A 16,219-nucleotide genomic window follows, 5' to 3' on the forward strand; every position below is an offset into this window, starting at 1 on the left:
TGGGCGGCGGCTGCAGGATGGCGGAATTCATCGCGGGCTCCTGGCTTCGGCGAGCAGATGGCGGATATGGACGATCGCGGCCACGTCGCGGCGGAACGCGGGCCACAGCAGGCAGACCAGGGCGAAGCCGACGGTCATCGCCGCGGTGCCGGCCAGCAGCCGCCACTCCAGCGGGCCGTCGATCCAGGCAGAAACCTCCGCCGACAACCAGGCGCACAGCCCGTAGCCGATCACCGCGCGGGCGCCGTTGTTGAACATGGCCAGCGCCGGTGCGTCGCTGATCCGGCCGATCCAGGCCAGCGACAGGGGCCAGAGCAGCAAAAGCCCTAGCGCATAGCCGGCGGCGACGCCCTCCACGCCCCAGGCCGCTCCGGCCACGACGCAGGCGACCAGCAGCGAACGGCCGACCAGCGCGTAGGCGAGCTGCGCCCGCATCAGGCCCTTGGCCAGGAACACCCAGTACGTCGCGTAGGCCGCCGCCTGGAACACCCCGCCCAAAGCCAGCCACTGGAACAAGGGCACAGCCGGCCGCCACTGCTCGCCCAGCAGCAGGACCATCAGCGGCAAGGCCTGGGCGCAGGCGTAGGCGAACAGCGCGGCCATCGCGTGCACCAGCACGGTCTGCCCGCGCAACAGGAACGCGGCGAAGCGCGCCGGTTCGTCGCGTAGCTGCGACAGCACCGGCAGGGCGACCGTGGTGGCCGGGGCGCTGACCTGGTTGAGCGGCATCATCAGCAGCTGGAACGCGCGGTTGTACAGGCCCAGCGGTTCGGCGCCCATGCGCACGCCGATCAGCACCTGGCCGACGTTGCGGCTGGCATAGCCCAGCAGCTGCGCCAGCACCAGGCTGCCGCCGAAGCCGAGGAACTGCCCGACCGCCGCGTCGCGGCGGTAGCCGCGCGGGAGCCAGCGCGCGCACAGCATCGCCAGCGTCAGGGTGGCCGCCGCCTGCACCAGCTGCTGCACCACCAGGGCCCAGAAGCCGGCACCGGCCAGCGCCGCGGCCACCGCCGCGACCAGCCCGGCAACCTGGCCGCCGACGTCGCCCAGGGCCAGCTGGCCGAAGCGCAGGTCGCGGCTGAGATGGGCGCGGTACTGGGTGGCCATGCCGTTGAGCAGGAAGGTCGCCGCCAGCGCCTGCGAGATCGCGACCAGCGCCGGCTCGCGGTACAGGTCCGCGATCGCCTGCGCGCCGCCGAACACAGCCGCCGCCAGTCCCAGGCCGATCAGGGCGTTGATCCAGAACAGGTTGTCGCGCTGCGCCCGGCTGAGCTGGCGGGCCTGGATCGCCGCCGACGACAGGCCGAAGTCGCGCAAGATCTCGGCCACGCCGACGATCGCGGTGACCATCGCCATCAGGCCGTAGTCGTGCGGGGTGAGCAGCCGCGCCAGCAGCACGATGCCGCCGAACTGGACCAGCATGCGCACGCCCTGCCCGGCCATGGTCACCGCCGCGCCGCCGGCGGCGCGCGCGCCCAGCCGCGGTGGCGGCAAAGGCAATGGCGGCGCCTGCCCGCTCATGCCCGCGCCTCCACACCGCGCCCCAGCGCGGCCAGGTAGCTGCGGTGGTGCTGGCGGCCGATCGCGTCCCAGTCGCGCCGCGACAGGTCCGGCACGACGCCGCGCGGGACGTTGCGCACCCACGCCAGGGTCCGCGCCAGCAAGGCCGGTTCCAGCTCGCCGTCGTACAGGTGCACCCAGCCCGGTCCGACCTCTTCGGCGATGGCGGCGTTGGCCTCGCTCCACGGCGCCAGCACCGGCCGCTCCAGCGACAGCGCCAGCAGCAAGGTGCCGGAGTTGTGCATCTGCCGGTACGGCAGCACCACCAGTTCGGCCAGACCCACTTCCCGCGCCAGGGTGGCGTCGTCGACGTAGGCCAGTTCGGCGCTGATGCGCGGATCGCGCCGGCAGGCGTCGCGCACGGCCTGACCGATGGCATCGTCGGCGGGCCTGCCGCAGATCCGCAGCTGGACCCCGCGGTCGTCCAGCCCCTGCACCGCCGCTATCAGGGTCTCCACGCCCTTGTACCGGCGCAGCAGGCCGAAATGCAGCAGGCGGCCGCGCTCCGGCGCCGGACGCGGCAGCCCGGCGAACCAGTCGCGGTAGTGACCGTGGAGGATGGTGTCGGTGGCCGGCGCGCGCGCCGGGGTGGTGGCGTTGATCCGGATCCAGCGCCGGGTCGCCCGGTCGATCCGCGCCAGCAGCCAGCGCTCGAACGCGCCGTGGCTCTCGTGCGGCTGCAGGTTGTGCAGGGTCCGCACCACCGGCGTGCGGCACAGCCGCAGCCGGGCCAGCAGCAGCACGGCGCACAGGCGCTTGGCCCAGGTCCCGAGCCGGCCCGGATGGCGCAGCAGGTATTCGGGCCAGTGCAGGTGCAGCACGTCGTAGCGCGACAGCAGGGCTGCGCGCATCGAGAAGTGGCGCTGTTCCACCGGCGGCGGCAGCGCGCGATAGAGCTGGGTCAGGTAGGGATTGGTGGTCGCCCCGGCCTGCTCGGTCGAGAACAGCACGACCAGCGATCCGTCCGCATCCTTCCGGCGCACGTCCATCAGGCGGCCTCCGGATGCCGCCGGCGCGGCGCGCGCAGGGCCTGCTCGTACTCGTCGAGGTAGCGCGCGCCGACCCGCTCCCAGCCGTAGCGCGCCGCGAACCCGCGGCAGGCGGCCTGCATCGCCGCCAGCCCCTCGTCGCTGCGCGCCGCCAGCGCCTGGACCGCGGCGGCGGCCGCATCCGGTTGCCCCGCCTCGACCAGTACCCCGGCCCCGGATTCGTGGTGCAGCCGCGCGAACGGCGGGATCGCGCTGAGCACCGGCAGCAGCCCGGCGCTCATCGCCTCGACCGCGGCCAGCCCGAAGCCTTCGTGCCGGGACAGGCAGACGAAGAACTGCGCCTGGCGGATGCAGGCACGCAACCGCTCCAGGGTCGGCGCCACCACCAGCTCGACGTGCTGCTCCAGGCCACGCCGGACGATCTGTTCGCGCAAGGTTTCCCGGTCGAAGTCGTACTCGCGCCCGGCCAGGATCAGCCGCCAGCGCCGGTCGTGGCCACGCAGGGCGCGCAGCAGGTCCAGGGTCTCCAGCAGTCCCTTGTTGACCGACCAGCGCCCGAAATAGAGCAGGGTCCGCCCCGGCCGCGCGCAGGCCAGGCCGGCGAACTTGTCCACGTCCACGCCGTTCTCGATCACCCGCAGCCGCTGCGGCGCCACCACCTGCGCGAACACGTCGCCGTCGTTCTCGCTGGTGGCCACGATCCGGGCATAGGCGCGCGCCGAGGCCCGGGTCAGGGTGTTGAACCACACCCGCTTCAGGCCCGAGGCGTAGGCGGTGTGGAAGAAGCCGCCGTGGGTGGAGGCCAGCAGCGGCCGGCGGTGCAAAAGCCGGGTCAGGGCCAGGTAGTCGTAGAAGAAGTCGATGCCGTGCACGTGCACCAGGTGGGCGCCCTGCAGGGCCGACAGCACCGACGGCGCCAGCGGATAGCGCGCCGAGCCGGCATAGCCGATCCGCCGCACGGGAATCCCCTCATGCAGGTCGCGCGCCGGCAGCCGCTCATCCGGCGCGGTGAACAGCCGGTCCAGGCTCAGCACCTGGACCTCGCCACCGAGTCGGGCGTGGTGCCGCGCCAGGTTGAGCACGACCTCCTCCATGCCGCCAACGGAAGGGTGGAACTGGCGCACCACGTGCACGACCTTCATCGCCGGCCCGCCTCCGGCATGCCTACCGCCGGCTCCCGGGACGGAGGCGCGACGCCGAGCATCCACGGCGCCCAGCGCACCAGGATCCAGCGCAGGGGAACGGCCGCCAGCAGAGCCAGCACGCTCACCCCCAGCGCCCAGCCCAGCCCCGGCGGCGACTGCACGCCGGCCAGCGAGCGCACCCCGGACAGGACGAAGAACACCGGGAAATGCGTGCCCAGGATCAGCAGGGTGTTGCGCCCGATCCACTGCACCGCCGGCCAGTGCCCGATCCGGGCCGCCACGCCAAGGACCATTCCCGCGCCCAGCAAAGCCACCAGCAGGAACAGCGGCGGCCACTGGCCGAAGCGCAGCATGTTGACGTCGACCCGGCCGTTCAGCCACGCCAGCGGCAGCCAGGCCGCGGCCAGCAGCAGCGCCATGCCCTTCCACTCCAGGAACGCGCGCGCCCGTGCCGGAGGCCGGCCCACCGCCGCGCCGCAAGCGAAGAAGAACAGCGCCACCGGAAGCACATCCAAGCCCCAGGGCAGGCGCAGGCCCAGCGGCGGGAACCAGGCGATCCAGGCCCATGCCACCGCAGCGGCAACCGCCGCCAGCAGCGAGGGCGGCAGGCGCCGGACCAGCGGGCGGAATGCCAGCACGGTGACGAACAGCGCCGGCAGGAACCACAGCGCCGGCTGCACGTACAGGCCCGGCCCGTTGGCCCGCAACGCGCCGAGCAGCGGATCCCACCAGGGCAGATCGCCCCAGCGCGCAGCCTTCTCGCCGATGTGGCGGGTCAGCAGCCAGTACAGGTAGGCCAGCAGGAAGAAGCCCAGGTACGGCAGCAGCAGTCCGCGCGCCAGCCGGACCAAGGCCTGCGCATCGCTGCGCGCCTGCCCGTGGACGGTGGTGACCCAGCCCGACACCAGGAAGAACAGCGGCACGTTGAAGCTGAACACCAGCAGGGCGAACCCGCCCGGGATGCCGCGTGCATGCCCCAGCACCACCAGCACGATCGCGATCGCCCGGGCCGCGTCCAGTCGGGTGTCGCGCCGGGTCAGAAGCGCGCTCATCGCGCCGACTCCGCCGCTGCGGGAATGCGGTGCGCCGGGCCTGCCGGCTGCAGCCGCGCGCCCGCCTGCCACAGCACGCCGCAGACGAACCACCACAAGGCCGCGGTCTTGATCGAGAAGTAGCCGTTGGACACCAGCAGGCTCAGGGCGAAGGCGAAGATCGCCAGGTGCTTGAACAGCCGCCCCTCCCTGCCCGGCAGCACCAGCAGGAACGAATACGCCAGCAGGAACGCCAGCACCCCCGGCAGCGACTGCGAGCCGATGAAGTAGGCGATGCCGCTGTCGAAGTAGCGGTAGGCCGAGCCCGGGTCCATCCCCATCCATTCCTGGAAGGAGAGCCCGCGGATCGAATCCACCGAGAAGAAGACCCGGCCCAGCAGGGTGTCGTCGAAGGCCTCGACCCCGGCCACTGCCACCAGCCCGGCGCCGGCGAACAGCACCACGCCGAACACCGCGAACGCCAGGCGCTGGTCCAGCCGCCGGAACAGCGGCGCCAGCACCAGCATCAGCAGGCAGGTACCCGCCGCCAGCCGCCCGTCCGAGGCCAGCACCAGGAACACCACCAGCGCCGCCGCCAGCGCCTGCGCCGGAAGCCCCAGGTGGCGTCGGAACGCCAGCACCGTGGCCGCGAAGAAGATGATGAAATTGCCCATGGTCACCGGCTCGACGAAGATCGACGAGGCGCGCGGCAGATCGCTGGACGGCAGGAAGTTGCGCGCGCCGGGCCGGGTCGCGCTGACGTACAGGTTGCTGTCCTGGTTCCAGAATCCGGCCGCGCTGGCGCCGCGCGCGTTGACGAAGTAGCTCTTCGGGTTGACCACCTCGCCGTAGGCCTGCGGCGCGGCCAGCTCGAACGCCGCCACCATCGCCACCAGCAGGGCCAGGCCCAGGCACAGCCGCGGCAGCGAGCCGCGATATCCCGCGCCCAGCACCAGGAAGGCGAAGGCGATCAGCGCATCGCGCAGGAACTTGGGATCGATCTGCCCGCTGGCCAGGCTGCGCAGCCAGGCCAGCGCGACCACGAAGCCCAGGCCGCCGACCACCAGGGCCGCGCGCCGGCGGTCCAGCGACCACAGCCCCAGCACGAAGCAGGCCGCGTAGACCGCGAACTCGATCGCATAGGTCACCGCCGGGCCGACGGCGAAGACATTGGCGTTGACCAGCGCCAGCACGAAGTTGTAGCCGATGCCGAGCACCAGCACCGCCTCGATCGCGCGGCTGCGCCAGCGCGCCCGCCGCGCGTCCGTCCATGGACGCGGCGCGGGCGGCGAGGCGATGCCCGGGTGGATGCCGGTCGCGGCCACGTCAGTACGCGTTCTTCTGGCCGAGCACGCGCACCACGGTGAGCGCGATGATCTTCAGGTCCAGCCACAGCGACCAGCGGCGGATGTAGTCCAGGTCGTACTGCACCCGCTTCTTCATCGTGCGCAGCTCGGGGGTCTCGCCGCGGTAGCCGTTCACCTGCGCCCAGCCGGTGATCCCGGGTTTGACGTAGTGCCTGTGCATGTAGTGCTGGATCAGCCGCTCGTAGTAGGTGTTGTGCTGGGCTGCGTGCGGCCGCGGGCCGACCAGCGACATGCTGCCGCCGAGCACGTTGAACAGCTGCGGCAGTTCGTCCAGGCTGGTGCGGCGCAGGAACGCGCCGAAGGGCGTGACCCGGCTGTCGTTGCGGGTGGCCTGCGCCGGCCCGGCGGCGCCGCTGGCATGCATCCGCATCGAGCGGAACTTGAGCATCCAGAACTCGCGCCCGCCCAGGCCGTGCCGCCTTTGCCGGAACAGGGCCGGCCCCGGCGAACCGAGCTTCACCCCGATGGCAATGGCCAGCATCAGCGGCCACAGCACCAGGATCGCCAGCAGCGCCAGCAGCCGGTCCAGCAGCGACTTGGCGACGATGAAGTAGCTGCTGCGGTCCACCCCTCCCTGGCGCAGGTTGATCACCGGCACGCTGCCGATCTGGTCGCCCTGCTGGTTGAGCATGCCGAAGTCGAACAGGTCGGGCACCAGCTTCAGGTTGATCGGGTAGTGCTCCAGGCGCGCGAGCAGGTCCTTGATCCGGTCGCGCTCGCCCAGCGGCAGCGAGATCCAGACCTGGTCGACCCGGTTGTGCTCCAGGTAGTCGATCAGCTCCTCCGGGTCGCCCAGGCACGGCAGGTCATCGCGCCGGCTGCCGGCGATGCGCAGGTCGTAGGGGCTGCGGAAATAACCGACCACCTCCATCCCGACCCAGGGATTGCGCTGCAGGTAGTGGTCGATCTTGACCACCGGCTGGCGCAGCCCGACCACGACCACCCGCTGCACGTCCATGCCGTGGGCGCGAAGGCCGTTGAGGAACAGGCGCAGCAGGGTCCGCGCGACCACCAGGGTGGCCAGGCCGCCGACGAACCACAGCACGATCCACAGCCGCGACACGGTCTGGCCGTACTGGATCACCAGCGCGTGCACCGAGAACAGGGCGAACACCCCGCCGAAGGCGCAGCCGAGGATCAGCAGCTCCTGGCGCAGGCCCCTGCCGCGCCAGCTGCGGTACAGCGGGAACAACGCGAAACAGATCACCGCGTAGAGCAGGGTGGTGCCGATCGCGACCCGGTAGGCCGCAGCGGGCAGGGCCGTGCCGTAGAGCAGGCGGTAGGCGACCAGGGCGCTGGCCACCACGACCGCCAGGTCGAACACGCGCAACATCAGGTCGGCCGCGGCCGCGTACTTGGTCAACAACCGCGGCGACGCGGCCGTGGTGTAGGTGGTACTGCTCAGGTCTGCGAGTAGCATGGGGGTTTCCTCCAAGCCTTCCGGACATGGCGCGCGGGGGATCACGCCCTGTCCTTCGTGCCTCGATTGCCTGCCGCACGCCGCCGTGGCGCCCTCCTCGCCGGCCCCGGGTCATGCGACAGCCCTGCATTTCCAACGAGCCGAAGCCCGATCGATCCTCATGTCCTGGTCTCTCGCTCCACCTCCTCCGGTTATGGAAAACACGATGCGGCGGCAGCGCCGCGTCGGGCGTCGAACTCAGGCGACCGGCGGGTCGCGCAGCAGGAAACGCACCAGCGCCACCGACACCGCGATGAACAGCCCGAAGATCGCGCCGAGCGCGAGGTTCAGCATCAGCTTCGGAGAATGCGCCCGGGCCGGCACGACCGCCGGATCGACGATCGAGACGTTGCTGTCGGCCACGTTGCCGGCCACGCCGATCTCCTTGTAGCGCTGCAGGATCGCGTCGAAGAGCTGGCGGTTGGTGTCGACCTCGCGCTTGAGCAGGTTGTACTGGATGCTGCGCGACTGCAGGTCCAGCTCGTCGTCCATCAGCGTGCCGATCCGCTGGTTCATCAGCTCCTCCTGGCGCGCGGCTGCCTGGTACTGGTCGCGCAGCGACTGGCGGATGCGCAGGACCTCGCCGTTGACCTGCCGCTGCAATTCGCCGACCTGCGCGTCCAGGCGCTGCATCTCCGGGTAGCCGGGCTTGAACGTCGCCAGCTTCTGCCGGTATTCGGCCTGCAGCCTGACCTGCTCGGCGCGCAGCTGCTGGACCAGCGGATTGGCCACCACCTGCGGGATGCCCATGCCGTCGCCCTGGCTCGCCTGCCGCCAGGCCGCCTCGGCCCGGATCCGGCTTTCCTGTGCGCTGGCGAGCAGGGCGTTGAGCTCGGCCAGGTTCTGCGCCGGCAGCGAGGGCTTGTCGTCGCCGACCGATACGATCCGCTCCTGCCCGGAATACGCGACCAGCTTGGCCTCCGACTCCTCCACCTTCTGCTGCAGCTGGACCAGCCGCTCGGAGAGGTACTTCGAGGCCGACGCCGACGCCTCGAGCCGGCGCTGCCGGCCGCTGTCGATGAACACCTTGGCGTAGGCATTGGCCACCTTCGCCGCCAGGGCTGGATCGGGCGAGTCGAAGTTGATCCGCACCAGCCGCGAATTGCGGATGGGCTCGATCTCCAGGCCCTGCAGCAGGGTGCCGGCCAGGGCCTGCTCCACGTGCTCGCGGCGCCCGTCGTCGCCGGCACCGGCACCGGCACCGGCACCGGAGTGTGCGGCGTCGTAGTCCGCTCCGGCCTTCCCGGCCAGTGGCTTGAAGCGCGCTTCCGCAGCCAGTCCGGCCTCGCGGACCACCGCCTTGGCCAGCGAGCGGCTGCGCAGAAGCTCGTACTGGGTCTCGTAGAAGTCGCGGTCCTGGGGCGACTCGACCGGCATCAGGCTGTCGACGTTGACCACGTTCATCGGCTCGCGCTCGATCTGCAGCGTGCTCGTGGCGCGGTACTTGGTCGGCATCAGCAGGCTCACCGCCAGGGCGATGGCCAGCACTACCAGGGCGATGCCGACGACCAGCCAGCGCTGGGCCAGCAGGGCGCGCCAGTAGTCGCGCAGGGTGAGTTCGGCCGAATCGGCGTACGGCATCGGGTACGCCCGGGCGTCGTCGCGGCGGCTGCTCATCGGTAGGCCCGCCAGACCATCACGAACGGGGTCAGCTCCAGCACCGTGCGCAAAAGCAGGCGCGCATCGGAGCGGTAGACCACGACGATGTCGCCGCCATAGATCTCGGGATCCGGCGCCTGCCCCTGCTCGATGTCGGTGAGGTCGAAGCGCGCGACCATCTTCTGCCCCTGCACCGTGCGGAACACCACCACGTTGCGGCGGCTGGCGACGGTGCTCACGCCCTTGGCCTGGGCCAGCGCCTGCTGCAGGGTGAGGTTGGCGCCGACCAGCGGATAGATGCCCGGCTCCTCGACCGCGCCGGACACGGTCACCCGGCGGCCGTTGGCCTCCTGCACGTAGATCGAGACCTGCGGATCCTGCAGGTAGCCGTCGCGGTAGCGCGCGGCCACTTCGCGCTCGAGCTCGGCCACGCCCAGGCCCACCGCGGCGACCTCGCCGACCAGCGGCAAGGAGAGCTTGCCGTCGTTGTCGATGCGCACCTGGCGTTCGAGATCGTCGACCTGGAACACCTTCACCAGCAGCACGTCGCCGGGCGCGAGCCGGTATTCGGGCTGCACCGTCGCCAGCGCGAGCGGATCGGGCTGGGGCAGTTCGCGCGCCATGTGCGCGGTGCTGCGGCAGGCGCACAGCGCCAGCGCGCAGAGCAAAAGGAGCACATGGAGACTAGGGCGCAGGCGGGGATTCATGCGTCGCGATCACCGTGTCGGCGGGTGGATTTCCGGCAACACGAAGCCGGCTCCGACCGGCATCGGGCCAGTCAGTCGTGGGTTCGTGCGTCCGCAGGTTGTGGGGGAATGCCGTCGAACCGACGACAGATTTTTCGAGCAATGTTGCTATGCACTATTGCATGGAAGATCGCGGCGACAATCCCTTGGCGCCAGAATTCCGACTCGCATGTGGGCAACGGTTAAAGTTTGTCTCCGCAGCTTTCACGCAGCTTCCACAACCATGAGCGAAGCGCGCTCGATGCATGCGTGAATGCGGCGATTACATCGGGAATCGCCTCAGAAACAGCAGCAATCGAAAGACACGGATGTGATGCTCGAAAGCGATGCCCGGGAAGCATGGCTGAGGCGTCGTAGCACGATGCCTTTCGCGCGTCCCTTGTAGAAGCGGAAGCAAAGCAAAACGGCCCGCACCTTGCGATGCGGGCCGTTCCTTCAAACGAATTGGTCGGGGTAGCCGGATTCGAACCGACGACCACCAGTCCCCCAGACTGGTGCGCTACCAGGCTGCGCTATACCCCGAAGCAGCTTTCCCGCCGAGGCGGGCCGGCGATTATACCGGTTCGACGGTGCCTGCGGCGAGACCGCGCGGCGCCCGGTGAAATCTCAGCGCCGCAGCAGCTGCAGCACTTCCTCCAGCTCCATCCGCACCTGGCGCACGATCTGGCTGCTCAGGGCCGACTCCTGCTTCGCCCCCTCGCCTTCCAGCCGCAGCCGCGCGCCGCCGATGGTGTAGCCCTGCTCGTACAGCAGGCCGCGGATCTGGCGGACCATCAGCACGTCGTGGCGCTGGTAGTAGCGGCGGTTGCCGCGGCGCTTGACCGGGCTCAGGCTCGGGAACTCGGTCTCCCAGTAGCGCAGCACGTGCGGCTTGACGTCGCACAGCTCGCTGACCTCGCCGATGGTGAAGTAGCGCTTGGCCGGGATCGGCGGGAGCTCGCGGTTGCTGCCGGGATCAAGCATTCGGCGCGGCTCCGGCGTAGGCCTCGACCCGCTCCTTCAGCTTCTGCCCGGGGCGGAAAGTGACCACGGTCCGGGCCGAGATCGGGATCTCCTCGCCGGTCTTGGGGTTGCGGCCCGGGCGCTGGTTCTTGCGCCGCAGGTCGAAATTGCCGAAGCCCGAGAGCTTCACCTGGCGCCCGTCCTGCAGGGCCTCGCGCAGCACGTCGAAGAAGGCGTCGACGAATTCCTTCGCCTCGCGCTTGTTCAGGCCGACTTCGTCGAACAGACGTTCGGCCATCTCCGCCTTGGTCAGTGCCATTCAGTTCCCCTGGTCAGGCGCGGATCCGGGCACCGTGGGCGTCGGCCAGCGCCGCCACCACCCGTGCCACCGTTTCATCCGCGTCATGGTCGGTCAGAGTGCGCGTGTTGTCCTGCAAAATCAAGCCCATAGCCAGACTCTTGAAGCCGGTTTCCACGCCTTGGCCCTGGTAGCGGTCGAACAGTTCCAGGTCGCGCAGGACCGGGCCGGCGGCGGCGCGGACGCTGGCCGCCAGGGCGGCCCAGGCCACGTTCTCGGCGACCACGAAGGCCAGGTCGCGGCGCACGGCCGGGAAGCGCGAGGAAGCCTCGGCCCGCGGCAAGGCGCGGCGTTCCAGCGGCTCCAGGTCCAGCTCGAAGCCCAGCACGTCCACGTCCAGGTCCAGCGCCTTGCGCAGCCGCGGGTGCAGCTGGCCGATCCAGCCGATCCGCACCGCGCCGCATTCCAGGTCGGCGCGGTACACGTCGGCGCTGCGGCCCGGATGGCCGAAGGCCTCGGCCGAAGGCCGGAACTCCAGCACCGCGCCGGACGCGGCCGCCAGCGATTCCAGGTCGCCCTTGAGGTCGTGGAAATCCACCGCGCGGGTCTTCTCGCCCCACTGCTCGGCGCGGGCGGCGCCGCAGGCGACCGCGGCGATCCGGCGGGTTTCCAGCGGTGCCGGCACCGGCGCGCCGGGCGCGCGTTCGGCGGCATCGGCGGAAGCGAAGCTGCGGCCCAGCTCGAACAGGCGCACCCGTCCGGCCTGGCGGGCGACATTGCGCGCCAGCGCATCGACCAGGCCCGGCAGCAGCCGCGGCCGCATCACCGCCAGTTCGGCGGACAAAGGGTTGGCCAGCGGCACCGTATCGGCGGCGCTGTGCCACTTCGCGAGCAGCTCGGCCTCGACGAAGGCGAAGCTGATCGCCTCCAGGTAGTCGCGCGCGACCAGTTGCCGGCGCAGGTCGCCGGCCGGGACCACGGTCTCGCTCGGCGCGGCGATCCGCGCCGGGCCGCCGGGGACGGTGGTCGGGATCCGGTCGTAGCCGTGGATCCGGGCCAGCTCCTCGATCAGGTCTTCCTCGATGGCGATGTCGAAGCGGCGGGCGGGCGCGGTGACCTGCCAGCCGTCGACGGCCGACGCCACCCGCATGCCGAGCGCGCGCAGGATCCGCTCGACCTCGGCATCGGCGATCTCGATGCCCAGCACGCGGGCGATCCGGGCGCGGCGCAGGGCGATCGGCGCCGGCGGCTGCAGGGCGCCGGGCACGTCGACCACGGTCAGCGGACCGGGCACGCCGCCGGCGGTGGCGAGGATCAGGCGGGTCGCGTACTCGACCGCCTGCGCCGGCAGCTCCGGGTCCACGCCGCGTTCGAACCGGTGCCCGGCGTCGGTGTGCAGGCCCAGGCGGCGGCTGCGGCCGATGATCGCCGAGGGAATCCAGTGCGCCGCTTCCAGGAACACGTTGGCGGTCTCAGTGGTGACCTTGGTCTCCTCGCCGCCCATGATCCCGCCCAGCGCCACCGCGCGCGCGGCGCGGCCGCCGCGGCTGTCGGAGACCACCAGGAACTCCTCGTCCAGTTCGGCGGTACGGCCGTCGAGCAGCTTGACCTGTTCGCCGGCGCGCGCCGGGCGCACCACCACCGGGCCTTCGAGCGCGTCGCGGTCGAAGGCATGCATCGGCTGGCCCAGCTCCAGCATCACGTACTGGGTGACGTCGACCAGGAAGCTGATCGGGCGCACGCCGGCGCGGCGCAGGCGCTCGGCCATCCAGGCCGGCGTCGGCGCGGCGGCGTCCACGCCCTCGATCACCCTGCCCGCGAAACGCGGCACCTTCGCGCCGGCCTCCAGCACCACTTCCATGGCCGCGGTGCTTTGCGCGGGCACCGGATCGGCCTGCAAAGGCTGCACCTCGCTGGCCAGCGCCGCGGCCACGTCGTAGGCGATACCGCGCACGCTGAAGCAGTCGGCGCGGTTGGGGGTCAGCTTGATCTCGATGCTGGCGTCGGGCAGGCCGAGATAGTCGGCCAGCGCCGCGCCGACCGGCGCGTCGGCCGGCAGCTCGAGCAGGCCGGAGGCATCGGCATCCAGGCCCAGCTCCTTCGCCGAGCAGAGCATGCCGTTGGACTCCACCCCGCGCAGCTTCGCCGCCTTGATCGCGATCCCGCCGATGTTGGCGCCGACCGTGGCCAGCGGCGCGACCAGGCCGGCGCGCGCGTTCGGCGCGCCGCACACGATCTGCAAACGCTGGCCGCCGCCGACCTCGACCTGGCAGACCTGCAGGCGGTCGGCCTCCGGATGCTTCACCGCCTCGACGATGCGGGCCACGACCACGCCGGCCAGGCCGTCGCCCAGCGCGGTGACCTCTTCCACTTCCAGGCCGATCGCGGTGAGCGTGGCGGCCAGCCCGTCGCGGTTGGCGGAAACGGGCACGTGGCTGCGCAGCCAGTTCTCGGAGAATTTCATGCGAACTGCCTCAGGAAGCGCACGTCGTTCTCGAAGAACGCGCGCAGGTCGTTGACCCCGTAGCGCAGCATGGCGAAGCGCTCCACGCCCAGGCCGAAGGCGAAGCCGGTGTAGCGCTCCGGGTCGATGCCGCAGTTGCGCAGCACGTTCGGGTGGACCATGCCGCAGCCCAGCACCTCCAGCCAGCGCACGCTGCCGTCCGGCTGCTGCCAGGCGATGTCGACCTCGGCGCCCGGCTCCACGAACGGGAAGTAGCTGGGGCGGAAGCGCATCTGGAAGTCGCGCTCGAAGAACGCGCGCACGAACTCGGCCAGGGTGCCCTTGAGGTCGGCGAAGGTCGCGTGCTCGTCCACCAGCAGGCCTTCGACCTGGTGGAACATCGGCGAGTGGGTCTGGTCCGAATCGCTGCGGTAGACCTTGCCCGCGGCGATCATCCGCAGAGGCGGAGCATGGTCGTCCATGTAGCGCACCTGCACGCCCGAGGTGTGGGTGCGCAGGAGCCGGGCCACGCCCGCGGCGTCGGGCGGGAAGTAGAAGGTGTCGTGCATCGCCCGCGCCGGATGGTGCGGCGGGAAGTTCAGCGCCTCGAAGTTGTGCCAGTCATCCTCGATCTCCGGGCCGTCGGCCAGCTCGTAGCCCAGGCGGCCGAAGATCTCGGCGATCCGCTCCAGGGTGCGCGAGACCGGATGGATGCCGCCGCGCGCGGCGTCGCGGCCCGGCAGGGTCACGTCGATCGCCTCGCCGGCCAGGCGCGCGTCGAGTGCGGCCTCTTCCAGCACGTCCTTGCGCTCGGCCAGGGCCTGGCCGACCGCATCGCGCACGCGGTTGATCGCCTCGCCCGCCACCTTGCGCTCCTGCGCCGGCAGCGCGCCCAGCTGCTTGAGCTGGGCGGTGATGCTGCCGTTCTTGCCAAGCAGCGAAACCCGCAGGGCTTCGAGTTGCTCGGGCTGCCGCGCGGCGGCGATCTCCGCCAGCGCCTGCTGCCCCACCTTCGCGATATCGCTCATCGAGGTCGTTTCCGCCTGTGTCCCGCTTCGGCGATCCATCCCGGGAGCGGAACGGACCGGACAAAAACAAAAAGGGGAAGGACTCGCGCCCTTCCCCTTGCATGTCTGCAATGATTTCCCCGCTCCGTCCGGCGGCCCATGCCGATGCACGGGCCACCGCGGGCAGGGGCAACCTGCATTACGCCGCGAGCGCGCTCTTCGCCTTCTCCGCCAGCGCGGTAAACCCGGCCGCGTCGTTGACGGCGATGTCCGCCAGCACCTTGCGGTCCAGGGTGATCCCGGACTTCAGCAGGCCGTTGATGAAACGGCTGTAGCTCAGGCCGTTGCTGCGGGCCGCCGCGTTGATGCGGGTGATCCACAGCGAGCGGAAGTTGCGCTTCTTCTGCTTGCGGCCGATGTAGGCGTACTGCTGCGCCTTGATGACCGCCTGCTTGGCGACGCGGAAGACCTTGCGGCGGGCGTTGTAATAGCCCTTGGCCAGGTCGAGGACCTTCTTGTGACGGCGGCGCGCCTGGACGCCACGCTTGACTCGTGCCATTGGTCAGTCCTCCTCAGAGATACGGCAGCATGCGGTCCAGACGGCCCGCGTCCTCGGCACGAACATGGTTCGTCTGCCGCAGGTTGCGCTTCCGCTTGGTCGCCTTCTTGGTGAGGATGTGGCTACGGTTGGCGTGGCCGGCCTTGTACTTGCCGGAGGCGGTCTTGCGGAACCGCTTGGCCGCCGCCCGGTTGGTCTTGATCTTGGGCATTGCGAATGTCCTTGTAGGAACTGTCACTGGTGCGGGCGGCGGCCGTAACCGCTCTTTCCATCCATGCCCAAACCGGTCTGTAAGTCGTTGAATCCCCGGGGAAACCTCGACGGGTCCTGTAGCTGTTGCCAGCCCCTCCGGCGAACCGGAGCCGCGCATTATGCCCGGCGGCGCTTTGCCTTGCAAATCAGCGGGTTCGGGGAAGGCCGAAAAAGCGAGGGGCGCCATCGGCGCCCCTGCCCTCTCCCGTTTCTCTACGCAGGGAGAGGGGAACGGGTGGTCTTCCGCGCCAAGGCGCGGAAGTCACTTCTTTTTGGGCGCGATCATCATGACCATCTGCCGGCCTTCCAGGCGCGGGCGCGACTCGATCACGATGTCCTCGCCCAGGTCGGCCTCGATCCGCGCCGCCATCTGCCGGCCCAGTTCCTGGTGGCTCATCTCGCGGCCACGGAAGCGGATGTTGACCTTGACCTTGTCGCCTTCCTCGAGGAAGCGGCGCATGTTGCGCAGCTTGATCTGGTAGTCGCCCTCGTCGGTCACCGGACGGAACTTCAGTTCCTTGATCTCGACCTGCTTGGACTTCTTCTTCGCTTCGTTGGCCTTCTTCTGGGCCTCGAAGCGGAACTTGCCGAAATCCATGATCTTGCAGACCGGCGGGTCCGCATTGGGCTGGATCTCGACCAGGTCGAGGGCTTCGTCCTCGGCCATGCGCAGGGCCTCGTCGCGCGTCAGGACGCCGATCATCTCGCCGTCGGAGCCGATCACGCGCACGCGCGGGACACGGATCTCGCCGTTCTTCCGGTTTTGTTTCTCGGGGGTGCTGATTGTTCAGTCTCCGGAGGTGGGTTGGGCGGCGGACCGGC

15 protein-coding genes and 1 tRNA gene are annotated in these 16,219 nt (G+C 70.5%); all 16 read right to left on the reverse strand.

The features are described from left to right. Positions 1 to 27: 27 nt before the first annotated feature. On the reverse strand, positions 28 to 1,521 hold the full coding sequence (locus tag CSC62_RS10615; protein WP_162406161.1) for a lipopolysaccharide biosynthesis protein: 1,494 nt from the start codon (positions 1,519 to 1,521) through the stop codon (positions 28 to 30). Further along, positions 1,518 to 2,549 carry a glycosyltransferase family protein gene (locus CSC62_RS10620; protein WP_162406162.1) on the reverse strand — a complete coding sequence of 344 codons (1,032 nt, stop codon included), beginning with the start codon at positions 2,547 to 2,549 and terminating at the stop codon, positions 1,518 to 1,520. The genes CSC62_RS10615 and CSC62_RS10620 overlap by 4 nt, the downstream gene beginning before the upstream one ends. Further along, positions 2,549 to 3,691, reverse strand: coding sequence for a glycosyltransferase family 4 protein (locus tag CSC62_RS10625; RefSeq protein ID WP_162406163.1), 1,143 nt, complete (start codon positions 3,689 to 3,691; stop codon positions 2,549 to 2,551). The genes CSC62_RS10620 and CSC62_RS10625 overlap by 1 nt, the downstream gene beginning before the upstream one ends. Then, positions 3,688 to 4,746 carry an acyltransferase family protein gene (locus CSC62_RS10630; protein ID WP_162406164.1) on the reverse strand — a complete coding sequence of 353 codons (1,059 nt, stop codon included), beginning with the start codon at positions 4,744 to 4,746 and terminating at the stop codon, positions 3,688 to 3,690. The genes CSC62_RS10625 and CSC62_RS10630 overlap by 4 nt, the downstream gene beginning before the upstream one ends. Beyond that, positions 4,743 to 6,023 (reverse strand): polysaccharide biosynthesis protein GumE, encoded by a 1,281-nt coding sequence (locus CSC62_RS10635; RefSeq protein WP_162406214.1) that lies wholly within the window; start codon positions 6,021 to 6,023, stop codon positions 4,743 to 4,745. The genes CSC62_RS10630 and CSC62_RS10635 overlap by 4 nt, the downstream gene beginning before the upstream one ends. A 28-nt stretch (positions 6,024 to 6,051) precedes the next feature. Further along, positions 6,052 to 7,512: an undecaprenyl-phosphate glucose phosphotransferase gene (locus tag CSC62_RS10640; RefSeq protein WP_162406165.1), complete on the reverse strand. Its 1,461-nt coding sequence runs from the start codon at positions 7,510 to 7,512 to the stop codon at positions 6,052 to 6,054. 237 nt (positions 7,513 to 7,749) lie between these two features. Next, on the reverse strand, positions 7,750 to 9,183 hold the full coding sequence (locus CSC62_RS10645) for a GumC family protein (protein ID WP_425502018.1): 1,434 nt from the start codon (positions 9,181 to 9,183) through the stop codon (positions 7,750 to 7,752). Continuing rightward, positions 9,165 to 9,773 (reverse strand): polysaccharide biosynthesis/export family protein, encoded by a 609-nt coding sequence (locus CSC62_RS10650; protein ID WP_162406215.1) that lies wholly within the window; start codon positions 9,771 to 9,773, stop codon positions 9,165 to 9,167. The genes CSC62_RS10645 and CSC62_RS10650 overlap by 19 nt, the downstream gene beginning before the upstream one ends. Before the next feature lie 568 nt (positions 9,774 to 10,341). Continuing rightward, positions 10,342 to 10,418: transfer RNA gene (locus tag CSC62_RS10655), tRNA-Pro, on the reverse strand. A gap of 84 nt (positions 10,419 to 10,502) precedes the next feature. Then, entirely contained in the window at positions 10,503 to 10,859 is a 357-nt protein-coding gene (locus tag CSC62_RS10660) for a MerR family transcriptional regulator (RefSeq protein WP_028916088.1), read from the reverse strand. Next, a complete protein-coding gene (locus tag CSC62_RS10665) occupies positions 10,852 to 11,157 on the reverse strand; it encodes an integration host factor subunit alpha (RefSeq protein WP_162406167.1) in 306 nt (101 codons plus the stop codon). The genes CSC62_RS10660 and CSC62_RS10665 overlap by 8 nt, the downstream gene beginning before the upstream one ends. Before the next feature lie 13 nt (positions 11,158 to 11,170). Continuing rightward, positions 11,171 to 13,600 (reverse strand): phenylalanine--tRNA ligase subunit beta, encoded by a 2,430-nt coding sequence (pheT, locus tag CSC62_RS10670; protein ID WP_162406168.1) that lies wholly within the window; start codon positions 13,598 to 13,600, stop codon positions 11,171 to 11,173. Next, positions 13,597 to 14,607 carry a phenylalanine--tRNA ligase subunit alpha gene (gene pheS, locus CSC62_RS10675; protein ID WP_162406169.1) on the reverse strand — a complete coding sequence of 337 codons (1,011 nt, stop codon included), beginning with the start codon at positions 14,605 to 14,607 and terminating at the stop codon, positions 13,597 to 13,599. The genes pheT and pheS overlap by 4 nt, the downstream gene beginning before the upstream one ends. 178 nt (positions 14,608 to 14,785) lie before the next feature. After that, positions 14,786 to 15,145 (reverse strand): 50S ribosomal protein L20, encoded by a 360-nt coding sequence (rplT, locus tag CSC62_RS10680; RefSeq protein WP_162406170.1) that lies wholly within the window; start codon positions 15,143 to 15,145, stop codon positions 14,786 to 14,788. 13 nt (positions 15,146 to 15,158) lie between these two features. Next, positions 15,159 to 15,356, reverse strand: a complete 198-nt coding sequence (gene rpmI / locus CSC62_RS10685) for a 50S ribosomal protein L35 (protein WP_010342861.1) — start codon at positions 15,354 to 15,356, stop codon at positions 15,159 to 15,161. A 303-nt stretch (positions 15,357 to 15,659) separates the two neighbouring features. Next, positions 15,660 to 16,181 (reverse strand): translation initiation factor IF-3, encoded by a 522-nt coding sequence (infC, locus tag CSC62_RS10690; RefSeq protein WP_162406216.1) that lies wholly within the window; start codon positions 16,179 to 16,181, stop codon positions 15,660 to 15,662. Between the last annotated feature and the right edge of the window lie 38 nt (positions 16,182 to 16,219).

The organism is Pseudoxanthomonas jiangsuensis (assembly GCF_010093185.1).
Lineage (GTDB): Bacteria > Pseudomonadota > Gammaproteobacteria > Xanthomonadales > Xanthomonadaceae > Pseudoxanthomonas > Pseudoxanthomonas jiangsuensis.